The 13,734-nt window shown below is 39.6% G+C and carries 9 protein-coding genes and 1 pseudogene; 8 read left to right on the top strand and 2 right to left on the bottom strand.

Annotated elements, in window-relative coordinates; all coding sequences use genetic code 11:
* The first annotated feature begins 84 nt into the window (after positions 1-84).
* Positions 85-1,449: an argininosuccinate lyase gene (gene argH / locus ACRWQL_RS09350; RefSeq protein ID WP_434953234.1), complete on the top strand. Its 1,365-nt coding sequence runs from the start codon at positions 85-87 to the stop codon at positions 1,447-1,449.
* Positions 1,450-1,674: 225 nt separating this feature from the next.
* Positions 1,675-3,123 carry an MFS transporter gene (locus ACRWQL_RS09345; protein ID WP_434953233.1) on the top strand — a complete coding sequence of 483 codons (1,449 nt, stop codon included), beginning with the start codon at positions 1,675-1,677 and terminating at the stop codon, positions 3,121-3,123.
* A gap of 33 nt (positions 3,124-3,156) precedes the next feature.
* Here ACRWQL_RS09345 and ACRWQL_RS09340 read toward each other — a convergent pair whose 3' ends face one another.
* Together ACRWQL_RS09340 and ACRWQL_RS09335 are read right to left on the bottom strand one after the other, a co-directional pair.
* The gene (locus ACRWQL_RS09340) at positions 3,157-3,888 is read right to left on the bottom strand and encodes a sulfotransferase (RefSeq protein ID WP_434953232.1); all 732 of its coding nucleotides are present in this window, start codon (positions 3,886-3,888) and stop codon (positions 3,157-3,159) included.
* A 94-nt stretch (positions 3,889-3,982) separates the two neighbouring features.
* Positions 3,983-5,296: an ATP-binding protein gene (locus tag ACRWQL_RS09335; protein WP_434953231.1), complete on the bottom strand. Its 1,314-nt coding sequence runs from the start codon at positions 5,294-5,296 to the stop codon at positions 3,983-3,985.
* A 531-nt stretch (positions 5,297-5,827) separates the two neighbouring features.
* On the opposite strand from ACRWQL_RS09335, the pseudogene ACRWQL_RS09330 reads away from it, so the two are divergent.
* The 6 genes and pseudogenes from ACRWQL_RS09330 to ACRWQL_RS09305 form a co-directional block, all read left to right on the top strand.
* Positions 5,828-5,943: pseudogene (locus tag ACRWQL_RS09330) on the top strand (IS5/IS1182 family transposase); the annotation flags it as partial.
* A 214-nt stretch (positions 5,944-6,157) separates the two neighbouring features.
* Entirely contained in the window at positions 6,158-6,499 is a 342-nt protein-coding gene (locus tag ACRWQL_RS09325; RefSeq protein ID WP_434953230.1) for a hypothetical protein, read from the top strand.
* Positions 6,492-7,850, top strand: a complete 1,359-nt coding sequence (locus ACRWQL_RS09320; RefSeq protein ID WP_434953228.1) for an ATP-binding protein — start codon at positions 6,492-6,494, stop codon at positions 7,848-7,850. Before ACRWQL_RS09325 ends, ACRWQL_RS09320 begins: the two co-directional genes overlap by 8 nt.
* A complete protein-coding gene (locus ACRWQL_RS09315) occupies positions 7,838-10,630 on the top strand; it encodes a Z1 domain-containing protein (protein WP_434953227.1) in 2,793 nt (930 codons plus the stop codon). The genes ACRWQL_RS09320 and ACRWQL_RS09315 overlap by 13 nt, the downstream gene beginning before the upstream one ends.
* Positions 10,620-11,612, top strand: coding sequence for a PD-(D/E)XK motif protein (locus ACRWQL_RS09310; RefSeq protein ID WP_434953226.1), 993 nt, complete (start codon positions 10,620-10,622; stop codon positions 11,610-11,612). The genes ACRWQL_RS09315 and ACRWQL_RS09310 overlap by 11 nt, the downstream gene beginning before the upstream one ends.
* Positions 11,590-13,689: an AIPR family protein gene (locus ACRWQL_RS09305; protein WP_434953224.1), complete on the top strand. Its 2,100-nt coding sequence runs from the start codon at positions 11,590-11,592 to the stop codon at positions 13,687-13,689. Before ACRWQL_RS09310 ends, ACRWQL_RS09305 begins: the two co-directional genes overlap by 23 nt.
* Positions 13,690-13,734 lie beyond the last annotated feature (45 nt).

Genomic DNA, 13,734 nt, shown 5'->3' with positions numbered 1-13,734 from the left:
CTTAAAGAGTGCTTAAAGAGTGATTACAAGAAGACAATATTGATCTAATCGACTTAATTGAATAGCAAAAAAGAGGATACCGACATGGCGTTATGGGGCGGAAGATTTCAAGGCGAAACCAGTGCACTTTTCAAATTATTTAATGACTCATTGCCAGTCGATTACCGTTTATTTGAGCAGGACGTTGTCGGTTCAATTGCCTGGGCAGATGCCATTGCTAGCGTAGGTATTATTACAGCCAAAGAATGTAGTGATTTAAAAGCGGCATTAAATGAATTACTGGTCGAAGTGGGGAACGATCCGCAAGCCATTATCAGCAACGGCGCCGAAGATATTCACAGCTTTGTTGAACAAAAGCTAATTGCCAAAGTGGGTGACTTAGGTAAAAAACTCCATACTGGCCGTTCACGTAACGACCAGGTTGCTACCGATTTAAAACTGTGGTGTAAAAAAGAAGGTGCAGCACTGCTGGCTCGTTTAGGTACATTGCATGCGGAGTTAATTGCTTTAGCAGAACGTGAAGTCGATGCCGTTATGCCAGGTTACACCCACTTACAGCGTGCACAACCGGTAACATTCGGTCACTGGGCGTTAGCCTATGTTGAAATGTATGAACGTGACATTAGCCGCCTGCAAGATGCATTGGGGCGTGCCGATTCATGCCCGCTAGGTTCTGGTGCACTTGCTGGTACAGCCTACCCGATAGATCGCCATGCGTTAGCGTCAGCGTTAAACTTTGCTCGCCCAACACTGAATAGCTTAGACAGCGTGTCAGATCGCGATCACGTGGTGGAATTATGTAGCGCAGCGTCAATCAGCATGATGCATTTAAGCCGTATGGCTGAAGACTTAATTTTCTTCAACTCTGGCGAAGCGAATTTTATCTCATTAGCCGACGAAGTCACTTCTGGCTCATCATTGATGCCGCAAAAGAAAAACCCGGATGCCTTAGAGCTTATTCGAGGTAAAACCGGCCGTGTATATGGCAGCTTAATGGGTATTTTAACCACAATGAAAGCCTTGCCATTGGCATACAATAAAGACATGCAAGAAGACAAAGAAGGCTTGTTTGATGTGGTCGACAGTTGGGCAATTTGTTTAGACATGGCCGCATTAGTGTTGTCGGGCTTAAAAGTTAATCGCCCGCAAGCACTAGTGGCAGCTCAACAAGGTTATGCTAACGCGACTGAGCTAGCTGACTACCTTGTCGCCAAAGGCATGCCGTTCCGTGAAGCACATCATGTAGTGGGCGAGGTGGTGGTATTTGCCATTGGTCAGCAAAAGCCGATTGAAGACTTAAGCGTGGCACAGCTGCAACAGTTTGCCAGAGTGATCAGTGATGATGTTTATCCTAATTTAACCATCAAAGCGTGTTTAGAAAAACGTGATGTACTAGGTGGTACCGCAGTTAACCAAGTGCAAGCTGCAATAGCGGCTAAAAAAGCGTAACTATAGCGTTATTTATCAAAAAAGCCCTGCTGGTGGATACCAGCAGGGCTTTTATGTTTATAGGGCTCAAACAGCACTGTAAACATAAAAGCTTACAATGATAATAGCGGATTATGTGATCATTATAGATTGTTAGCAGGGCACTTATCAGCCATAATTTTAAAAAGTAAGGTTAATCAGTAATCGTAATCAATCACTTATCAATGGCATGCATTCATACATCTTATGGCTTTAGAACATTCGTCTAGCAGCACTAACCCTTGTTCACGCAGTCGCGATAGATTGTCGTGGCTGCGACGGACGTTGCGCCGTTCTCAACAAGAAGCCATAGCGTCATCAACCATGACCGCCACCAGTGATAACTTTTTTAATGCCTATGCCATATTTTTAGGCGCAAGCATGGGGCAAATGGGTTTTGTTACCGGACTGCCGCAATTATTTGGTGCGATATCGCAGTTATTGTCAGTGTGGTTAGCCAGCCACTTTAGCCGTAAACTTTTTATTGTTACATCAGCGATATTGCAAGCGCTGGTGGTATTGGCAATGGGATTAGTCGCCGCCCTCAGGCCTGACAATGCAGTGTGGATGTTTATTGGTTTGGCGGTGTTATACCAAGGTTTTATTAACTTGATTCAGCCCCATTGGCGCGCATGGATGGGGGCGATAGTGCCCGACAAACGTCGGGGAGCCTTTTTTGCTGCCCGCACCAGATTAACCATGGCAGCGTCCTTGAGTGTATTCTTTGTTGGCGGCGGTATTTTAAGTCTTACCGACAGTTATCAAATGGCCTGGCTAGGGTTTAGTTTGCTGTTTTCAATCGCCTTTATGGGACGATTAGTCTCTGCATGGTTATTACTGCAAATGCATGACCCTGAACCTTGCTGCGCGAAAGAGAAAGGCTATTTTACCCAGACATTGGTCAACTTTCGCAGTGCTTGGGCAGATAAGGTTTTCCGTCAATACAGTTTATTTGTCGCAGGTATGCAATGTATGGTGGCGATATCTGCACCGTTTTTTGCGGTTTATATGTTAGAAGACTTACATTTTACCTATTTAGAATTTGTGTTCGCCAGTGTCGCCTCCATTTTCACCCAGTTTGTTACCTTGCGGTTTTGGGGGCGCTTCAGTGATTTATACGGCAATAGAATTGTGATGATAATCACTAGCTGTTTGATCCCTTGTTTGCCATTGCTGTGGATTTTTTCTGATCACTATGGATATATTATCGGCCTGCAAGTTTTTTCAGGCTTAGCCTGGAGCGGTTTTACCCTTTGTACCGCTAATTACTTATACGACATACGACCTTTTCGCAGTGACTTTGCAACCTATGCCGCATTACAAGCATCATTAAGTGCTGGTTTTGTGTTTGTTGGCGCGATGGTCGGCGGGTTTATTGCCACCTATGCGAATGACTTCTTGGTATTCACCGGACTTAATCAATGGTTATCTAGCCCGATATTTGTGGTGTTTATTGTGTCTACTGTGATGCGCTGTATGGTCTCGTTATGGTTTATTCCGCGCTCTATTGAACCTAAAATTCGGCCAAGGCCGCAATTTTTACAACTCATATTCCGTATTAAGGGCTTTAGTGCCATATCAGGGGTGAGTTTAGATTGGCTTACCGTAACCAAGCGGATCGTAAAGCGAAAACCTCACGAAAACGCAGACGAATAATACATTGAGCTAAGGTGACTTAAGCCATGGCTATTATGGTTTAGATAAGGTGTAATCAAAAAATTTTCGTTTATCAGGGCCTGCTGCATTGCTACTGATTTTATGCGGATGTTTATATTCATCCCAGCTGGCCACGTTACGCCCGACATTAAGCACAGGGAAGTCGATAGCATCGTCATCTTTTATCCCTAAAAAGGTCAATAAGGTTTGCAAGCTGTTCGGCTGACCAATATCAATACTGATAAAGTTATCCCGCCCCGCAAAGTAATCGCTTACTTGCTGCTGGTGGCGTAAATAACACCCTGTTAAATGTGCCTCATCACATACATCTTCAGCCTGCCATATATCAAAACAATGATTAAAACTACGCTTCATCACCGGATGAAAACGGCCATTGTCCTTGTCTAAATGCACCATCATCTTAGTTAATAACATCTGCATCGACGGCAGCCATTTATCCATTGGCCTGTCTAAATAAACAAACTTAGCGCTGGGAAATAGCGCATCAAGTTGTTGATAATCACTAAAACAGGGTGCATCAGACACCACATCGGCCAACATAAACGCCTGCTTAGTAAAGGCCTGGTGAGCAACCGTTAAGCCTTGCTCAAGTAAACCCACACTCACGCTAGTTGTGCCGGTTCGGGGTAGGCCAATAATAAACACTTTATTGGCCTGTTTATTTGCCACAGTGGGTTTAGGTAAAGCGGCTTTAGGCAAAGCGGCTTGTGGTGATGTAGATAATTCAGTCAGCTTAGATGTCATTAATTAAGTCGCATTGGGTTATTGAACGATAAACATATATATTAATCGGCGATATAAATTACGGGTTACACCATTTACGAGTAGTAACCTAACGCTACCATTTTGTCGGTAAATATTGAGTGTAATATAACGGCATGACGATATGTTCTTTCTCTAGTGCTGAAGATCCTTGTGTTCCGGTAAGCTTGAATGTTTTGCTTGGATCGCACTTTTCGATATATGACGCAAGAGATTTAGCGCGCGTACGTTTACCACTTTTGACTTCGATAGGGAAAATAGCACCAGCATCATTAGTCACAATAAACTCTATTTCTGCTCGAGCATCATTCCAAGAGTAGCTAGGGTCAACACCCATAGCCGTCAGTTCTTGCTGGACAAAGTTTTCGGCAACATACCCTTTGTACTCATAACTTTGCTGTTTTATTTCTTTGTAACTACTGCCAAGCATATGGCTGAGTAGCCCAATATCAAACAAAAATAGTTTAATCATATTGTCTTTTTTATAGGCGGCAAGTGGTGATTTAGGCGCCCCTTCAATCGGATAGTTAGCCAGTGCCAAGCGACAACGAAGTAACCAGTGAATCGCGTTTTCAAAATCGCTATAACGTGATTTACGTTGGTAGACATTTTTGAATTTAAAGCGCTTAACCGACTCATCCATCACGATAGAGAGCTGTGCAGGGATGCTACTAAACACTGACTCAATCAAGGTCGCATCAACTTTCCCCGCGTATTTACCAAAATCTCGTCGGTAACCTTCTACCAAGTCAGCATGTATTTTTGATACCTTTGCAACACGTTCTAATATGCTGACATTTTTATATTGATACCAAGCCGCCACAGCCTCAGGCATACCACCGGTAAAGAAATAATCAGTGAGTTTGTCCATTAGTATGTGGTGTGCGGTCGTCGAATTTGCTTGGGTGTCAAATGCCTTAATTAGCGCCGTTTCTTCAGAGGCATAAACAAATTCTTTGAACGTTAATGGACGTAAATAGTACTGTTCAACTTTCCCAACAGGGAAAGTATTTAATAAACCAATGTTTGATCCGCTTGCCGCGACAAAGTAAGTCGGGGCTTTTTCGGCGAAATATTTGAGTGATGTGACAGCGCGCTCGCACTCGCCGATTTCGTCAAGAATAAGTAAGTCTGTTTCTGGGTTAAAGCTTTGGCCAGTGATCAGTTCAATGTTTGTTAATAACTCGTCAGGTGCGAGTGAGCTTTCGAATGCTTCTTTAAAAGCAGGGTTTTCTAGAAAGTCGATACGCAGCGTATTGGCGAATGTGTTACCAAACAGTATTTGCAGGAGAAACGTTTTACCCGTTTGGCGAGCACCATCAATCAGTAATGGCTTACGCTCCGGTTGGCTTTTCCACGTCATTAACGAATTGAGTAGAGTTCGTTTCATAAAGCCTTTAACCGACGGTAATTAATGTTAGTGGCCATTATAAACATAAAAGTACGCACTTTTACACTTTTATGCGCGTAAAAGTGTAAATAAGTTACACTTTTATGCGTATAAAAGTGTTTTTTGACTAGTCGGGCGGGGCTTTAACTGACGCAATAAGTCGTCGGCAATATCAAAAAGTGGCTCAAGCCAGTGTTGCCACTGTAACACGTCATTTAGCTCAATTAGTCGAGCAGCAATGTTTGGTCAAAACTGGCACGGGCGGTAGAAGTACAAGGTATTTTTTGACACTTACCATTAATGATGAATGAGTATTGCTAGTTCCTTTAAAATACGATTAAGAGTCTGCAAAACACTAGTTCTATGTTGATATTTATTTGCCTAAGTTACACCTTACTAATTTATTTATAGTGTAACTTAAATAACCAACATTAGAATGAGTGGCTTTTGGCTGATACTGATGCCAGTCGAAGACGTCAGAACTTTTATATTGGAATGACTATAAATCGTTGCCAATTTTGCTTGGCTACTATATCTCAGTTACCCAAGCAGTATTGTGGTCAAAATACAGACAGCCTAGTTTCGGTTGGTGCCTTTATAAATATCTCTATCTAGTTGAAAACTCCTTTGCTAGAATAAAATATTACTCATAATTATCAGTTGTTTGTGGTTCTAATTAAGGGGCTGAAGTAGTATGGTCTGGCTGGGGTTTTCAATGGTGTGACTGCCATTATATTGTAGAATTAAATTTATACAGTAAAGAACGACTGCCCCTAGATACACATGAGAACAAGAGGAGTGATGCTAGCTTAAGTGGAATGGAATTTATAGGCTTACAAGGATATGTGGAGAAACTTATATATGGTTTACGAAGAAAATATTATCAAGATAGCTCTATACGTCGCCTGTAACGATGGTGTTTTATCGGAGGAGGAGGAAGAGCAACTTGTTAAGTCATCACTATTAAATTTCCCAAGTTTAGAACAGAAGAAAATTGATTTTTGGATAGAAGAGTTTTTTGAAGAGGATCTTCTACTTGAAAATTACTGCGACAAAATAGCTGGTTTAGAGGACAGACTTTTAGCACTGAAGATTGCGACTGAAACAGCATCGGCTGACGGTTTAGATCTTAGAGAAAATCTGGCGCTTTCTAGGGTTATTAGTTACTGGGATATTTCTTGGGAGGAAATTATTCGTGCCTGAACATATTGACCTATCGCCAAACCCTAAATCCCATATCAAGACGCTATCAAGAATTGGGTATAACCTGAATTCTGCGATAAGTGACATTATTGATAACTCAGTCACGGCAGATTCTCAAAATATCTTTTTTGAGATGGATGTTGTGGAAGAAAATGCGGTATTGGTTATCAAAGATGATGGTCAGGGAATGGATGAATGTACGCTAATTAACTCTATGAGAATAGGATGTAAAGACCCGTCAGATATCAGAGATGAGTTTGATTTAGGGCGGTTTGGTTCAGGGATGAAGATGGCTAGTTTTTCTCAAGCGAGAAAGCTAACTGTTATTAGTAAGAGTGAAAAATCCAATATTCAGAGTGCCACTTGGGATTTAGATTTAGTCGAGAATGCAAATGCGTGGAAATTAATTAAGCACACTGAGAAAGAAACAGATGAATTATGTTTGAAGTTTAACATTAAGTTTGGAGCATCAGGAACAGCTGTAATATGGGAAAATATTAGCAAATATAATGGTTATCCAATTGCTGAACTTCAGACAATCTTGGGTCAAGATCTAGCTAGCCTCAAAAGTTATGTTCGATTGCACTTTCACAAATTTATGGAAGGAAAGCGAGCGATAAGATTTTATTTTAATTTTCAGAAGCTAGAGCATTTCGATCCCTTCTTGAGAAGTAGAAACGGTTACCAAGAAGGCCCATCACAAAAATTTAGAGTTAAAAAGGGAGGGAGTATTGACCTTAGGGTCCACATATTGCCTCATGAATCTAAATTGACAAAAACTGACCTCGATAATTTAGGTGGATCAGACCAAATAACAGCCAATCAAGGTTTATATGTTTATAGAGCAAACAGACTTATTATCTCTGGGGGATGGTTTGGCCTGACTAGGCTGTCACAACTTGGAAAGTTGGCTAGGGTTGAGGTAAATGTACCTACCAGCTTAGATGAAGAATGGTCTACAGATGTTAAGAAATCATCGCTTGAGATCCCACATAAAGTAAAAGTCAAACTTAAACAGTTGATTAGAGAGCCAATAAAAAGGTCCCAAAAAACTTACCGTTACAGAGGGCGTTTAGAAGAAGCTAACGCGTTCTGGAAGGTAAATGAAAATGAAAGAGATAAGAGTATTAGCTATGAAATATCGAAAGATAACACTCTTTTAAAGAAGTTATTAGTAACTCTGGATAAAGAACAAGTTTCCGATCTTATTGGGTATTTGACGCATTTGTCAGAAGAAATACCCATTCATCATATCTATGAAAAAATGTCTTCAGAGCCAAATAAAATTAACCAGAATGATATTAGCTATGATGATTTACTAGAAGGATTTAAAGCATTATGGAACCAGTAGCGGTTGAAGATTGTACCAATACACTTCTTCGAATTTTTAACGAAGCTAAGGCCTCCGGACAAAAAGTTGATGAGGGGTTCATAGGAAAGACTATCGAGCATCTAAAATTTATGCTTCCACAGTATAAGGCGTTTAGTGAAGATGATTGGAAAACTATAAAGTTTAAAATCGAGACAAATATAAATGTCGAGATTGACGAACACCCGATTATTTTAGCAAGTCCAACAGTTGAAAGATGGCTGGATCATAAGCGCGGTGAATTAGAGTGGGACTACTGGAAGGCCTATAAAGAGTACCTAATTGATCAGGGCCGTTCTTTAGATATTATCAAGGAAACAGAAAGAACTATTGATGAAATACTAGATTGTTCGGGAGATCCACATAAAGAGGGAAAGTGGAATCGCCGAGGACTAGTAATGGGGAATGTGCAGTCTGGTAAGACGCAAAACTATCTAGGTTTAATTAACAAAGCTATAGACTCTGGATACAAAGTTATTGTCGTATTAGGCGGCCACCTCAACGAGCTGAGAACGCAGACACAAGAGCGGTTGGATGAGGGGGTAATCGGTAGAGAGTCTAAAAAGAGGTATGAAAGCGGCCTTCCTATTGGAGTTGGAAAATACAGAGATGAAAACTTAAGAGCTGTTTACTTAACGACAACAGAAGGTGACTTCAAAAAAAATGTAGCCAATAGTTTTGGCATTCATTTTTCAATAGAAGCTCCAATAGTTTTTGTTATAAAAAAATGGGCGTCGGTACTAAATAATTTATACGAATGGATCGCAGAAAAACATAGTCTAGATGTTGAAGCAGGACAAAAACTAAACTCTCAACTGTTGTTAATTGATGATGAAGCTGACTATGCGTCAATAAATACCAAGCACGAAAAAGGTGATATTACTGCAATCAATAACAATATAAGAAAGATTTTATCTCTTTTTAATCGGTCTACTTATATTGGTTACACCGCAACTCCATTTGCAAATATATTTATTAATCCAGACGAAGAACATATAAATATCGGTGACGATCTCTTTCCAGCTGATTTTATGATCAGAATACCAACTCCTGATAGTTATGTGGGGCAAAAGCACTTTTTCCAGCCTAATAACGACACTAAAGGAGATCCGGTAGTCATCGTTGACGATAATGAAAAGCTCCTACCAGCAAAAAGTAAGAAAGATACTCCTCTGGGTGTTTTGCCTGAATCGTTAAAAGAATCAGTTAGGTGTTATTTAATCACGGTGGCGGTAAGGTCTCTTCGTGGGGCGCCCAAAGCTCATAATACAATGCTGATAAACATGACTCACTTAACCGTTCTGCAAGACAAAATTTCCGAAATGGTTGATGAGTATATGAATGAAATCCGCAACGCAGCCGATTATGCACTCGGTTATCCTCTGGAGACAGCTCTAGAAAAGAGCGAAGCGATTTCGGAGATTCAAGACAGTTTTAACAAATTCTTCGAAATTAACGAAACTTTTGAGGATGTTTATCCGCATTTAAAAAGAGCTATCGGAAAGACTAAGGTATTTGCTGTACACGGCAAATCTACTGAAAGCTTAGACTATTCAGCTTACAAAGCGAATGGATTGTCGGCGATTGTGATTGGAGGGCATAAGCTTTCTAGGGGGTTAACCCTAGAAGGTCTTACGGTTTCATATTTCACTCGGAACTCAAAAGCATACGATACGTTAATGCAAATGTGCCGTTGGTTTGGATATAGACCTGGATACAAAGATTTATGTAAGTTGTTCATTACCAAGGAGTCTTATGAGTGGTATGAATTTATCTCGGGCGCAATTGACGAACTTTATCTTGAGCTTGAAAGAATGTCAGAGCAAAAGAAAACTCCAGGTGAGTTCGGGTTGAAGGTAAGAGAGCATCCTGGTGCGTTGTTAATTACAGCAAAACAAAAAATGAATGCAGCTCATAACCATACACGATCTTTAGATTTAGCTGGGCGGAGACTGAGGAAGTATGAGTTCTATGTTTCAGATGAGAATAATCTGAAAAACACGGATACTACACGAAACTTAATAAGGCGGTTAATTGAGAAAGGTCTAAAGAGATATGATTCCGAAGATGGTTCAACAGTATTCTATGATGTTGATCACGCCCTCATTAAAGAGTTTATTTCTAATACAAAGTACGTTGAAGGTGAGGTATCCGATGGTTTATTACTGCAATATATTTCAAAATTGGAAAAACAAGACCTTCCTAAATTTACCGTTTGCATTAAGAATATTAATAAAGAAATACAAACTTGGTGGTCGCAGAAGCCCATTCAAGAAGGTGATCCAGAATTGCCAAGTGTTATTTCTTTAGATCCAAGACTGCCGGACATAAAGCCCTCAAAAAGAAAGCTATTGAAGTCTGCTAGCGGTAATACTGTTTGCTGGGAGAGGCAGGAGATCGGCGACAAGCATGACGAAAAGTATTTTTTATATGATCCGGATAATGCAACGAAAGAGTCGAACTCATTTTATTACATTAGGAATCCAGAGCGTAACCAGCCAGGACTGATTATTTACACTTTAGCGGTAGGGACTTTGCCAAAGAATGCCAAAAAAGATGACGATGTTATTTTTGGCGTTCCCCACAAGGATCCAACAATTAGTTACTCCATTTCCTTTCCGGTGCTTGAAAATCTAAAAGACAAATCGAAGAGGGAGATTGATCGAATATCTAGAGATACAAAAGTTTCCTATGTGGTGAACCAAATATGGAAGGTTTTAAATGAAGAGCAGGTAATGGAGTGTGAGGAAGATGACGAATAGATATCAAGAGTTTTTCAAAGATAATCCTTGGGAAGGGATTGATGTAGGTTCATACCCGTCATCAGCTAGAAGGTTGTATAAAGAAGATGCTAGATTTTGGGTTTCTGTTAATGCAGAAGGAAACTTTTTATTCTTTGTAGAAGAAAATGGTAGCTTCGATTTTGATATTGTTAATAGATTAGATTGTCTAGGTATTCAGTTAGATCAAATTTCAGATAAAACGCGGCTTGTATGTACCCTTACAGATGCGGAGATGTTTGATAAGTTTCGCACTATTGCTAAGGATGTCTCTGCATACTCGTCTGCATGTAGCGGATTAAAACTGTTTCGTAGTGTTATATTGAGAATTTATTCATGGAGTGAATTCTTGAAGCCGTCTAGATCAGGATTAGGCTTTCGGGAGCTGATTGGTTTTTGGGGGGAGTTGTTCATATTTCATAGTCATTTCGTTGAAGGTTTCGGTTTTGAAGATGCGCTTAAATCTTGGGTTGGGCCAGAAAATAAAAAGCAGGACTTCACGTTTGACGATGCTGCCTTTGAGATAAAAACAAGTACTGTGGGGGATAATAATGACCTCAAGATATCTTCAATTGAGCAACTTCAAAAGGTTACGAATTCTCTTTACCTAATTGCTCTAAGGATAAATGAGAGTATAGAGTTATCAGGACTGACGGTAGCCGATTTAGTCGATAAATGTATTTCGTCAATTAAGGGTAATGATGCCCTGAAATCTGATTTCTTGCATAAGATTTCTGAAAAGTATGGAAAGGCAAATGATGCTGAATTGGCAAGAAAATTCATAGATATCACTATGACAGTATATGAGGTATCTGATGATTTTCCGAGAATTGTACCGGAAAATTTACCTCACGAGAAAATATTGAAAGCTAAATACACCATTGATGGAAATTCGCTTGAGAAATATAAAACTTCAAAAACATTAAGGGAGATAGTTGAGCATGGAACCGCTACTACAGTTTAAAAGTGAGCTTATAAATGGAGTGAAGCTATCAGCTGAAAAGGAACTTTGTTTTGAAGAGGAAAAATTCTTTGAGTTAATCTCTGAATCTATTTCAGAGGCAGGGATTTTGGATAATATTGAGTACCACCCATACAGAAATTCAAATAAATATATGAAGATCGATGGGTATAGTTGGAACCCATTAGAAAGGACACTTAGTGGGATCATTACAGATTATGAGGATAGTGAAGATATTCAAATTATTACCAAAACGGACTTGGTTAAGTTGGGAAAGAATGTCTCTAGGTTTCTCGAAAAAATAGATGATGAGAACTTTTTAGATTCACTTGAGGAGTCAACAGATAGAGTGATCGCAAGTTCTATGAGTCTTTATTTGCCAAATGCTTTAAAGTTTAGGGTAGTAGTTCTTAGTACAAGAAAACTGAGTGATCGTGTTAAAAAGGTTTCTATTGAGCCAATAAGAGAAAAGCCAACTTCAATAGAAATTTGGGATTTAGATAGGCTGAAGACCTTGTCTGAATCAGGTACAGAAAACGAACCTTTTTCGATAGATTTTCTAAATATTTGTAATGGGCTTAATAATTTGCCTGCAAATACTGAAGACGAGAATACTCTTACTTATTTGTGTGTAATGCCGGGAAAAGTTCTAAGTGAAATTTATGATGAATTTGGGCAGCGTTTGCTTGAGGCGAATGTCCGAACATTCTTAGATTTTCGGTCTTCTGTAAACAACGGTATTAGAAAAGCATTACTGACAGAGCCTGAGAACTTCTTCTCCTATAACAATGGTTTAACTTGTACAGCAACTCATGTTGAATTTACTAATGTTGGTGGTGTTCGGGTTATTTCTAAGCTCGACAATCTTCAAATAGTGAATGGAGGACAGACAACCGCTTCGATTTATTTTGCTCCAAGAGAAAAAGGAGGGATCGGTGATAAGTTGTATAAGGATATAGACCTCGATAAGGTTTTTGTTCAAATGAAGCTCACGGTCATTCGTGATGAAGAAAAAATTGAAAACTTAAAATCACGGATCAGTCAGTATGCGAATACTCAAAACTCTATTCAAAAGTCTGACTTAGTTTCAAATCACCCATTCCATAGAAATATAGAAAAACTTGCACTTTCTATTCCTATGCCTGCTGGTGAAACAGGGCTGTCGACTAAATGGTTTTATGAGCGTGCTAGGGGGCAGTATACGACTAGAGTTCGAGCTTTAACTAAGGCTCAAAAAGATCGCTTCATGCTTGAGTTTCCAACGAGCCAAAAGTTTTCAAAAACAGATATGGCTAAGTTCGAGAATACTTGGCGAATGAAGCCTCATGAAGTTAAAAAGGGCGCGCAAGCTAACTTGAAGTTACTTGGCGAAGTTATTTCTGATGAGTATGATAATGATGAAACACAGTTTAAGCATGCGTTTTATCGAGAGCTGATAGCAAAAGCCATTTTGTTTAAAAGTGCTGATTCAAGTATCTTCAAATCAAATTGGTACAAGAGTGAGAGTGGTTTTAAGGCAGAGACAGTAACTTATACTTTGGCGTTCCTGAGACACTTACTGATCCAACAAAAGAAAGATATTAATCTTTCTAGGATTTTCCAAAATCAAGATATTTCACCAACTTTATCAAAGCAAATTGAAGTTTTGGGTGAATTTGTAAGAGAAAAAATATTAGACCCAGCATTCAGAGGTGGGCAAGGTAACCCCTCTGAGTTTTGCAAATCACCAAAAGGCTGGGAAGCGTTTAAAGCTTTGAGTTTTGATTTGGACAATCTCGATATTTCTGACGTTCTCAATAGTAGTGAGATCAAAGAAAAGAAGGAAAATAACAAGAATATAAATGAAGCAGGATCTCAAATTGAAGCCCAAACAGGCATAATGGATGTCAAGCCGGAAGAATGGAATGCGATCGTAGTGTTTTATAAATCCAAGGGCTACCCCACTTATCATAAGAATATATCGCTCCCGGAAAAGTGCTATAAGATGTATGTTGGAGGGGGCTTCCCTTCGGATAAGCAAAGCATCGAAGCGCTAAGAATAAGACAAAAAGCATACAGCGAAGGATTTGATTTTATTTAGCATAAAAAAGTGGTCGAGTAGCTTCTATTTATAGGTGCTACTCAT

This window comes from Shewanella sp. HL-SH4, from assembly GCF_051164845.1.
Taxonomy (GTDB): domain Bacteria; phylum Pseudomonadota; class Gammaproteobacteria; order Enterobacterales; family Shewanellaceae; genus Shewanella; species Shewanella glacialimarina.
Note: the sequence above shows the minus strand (reverse complement) of the source record. Positions and strands in the feature narration are given on the sequence as shown.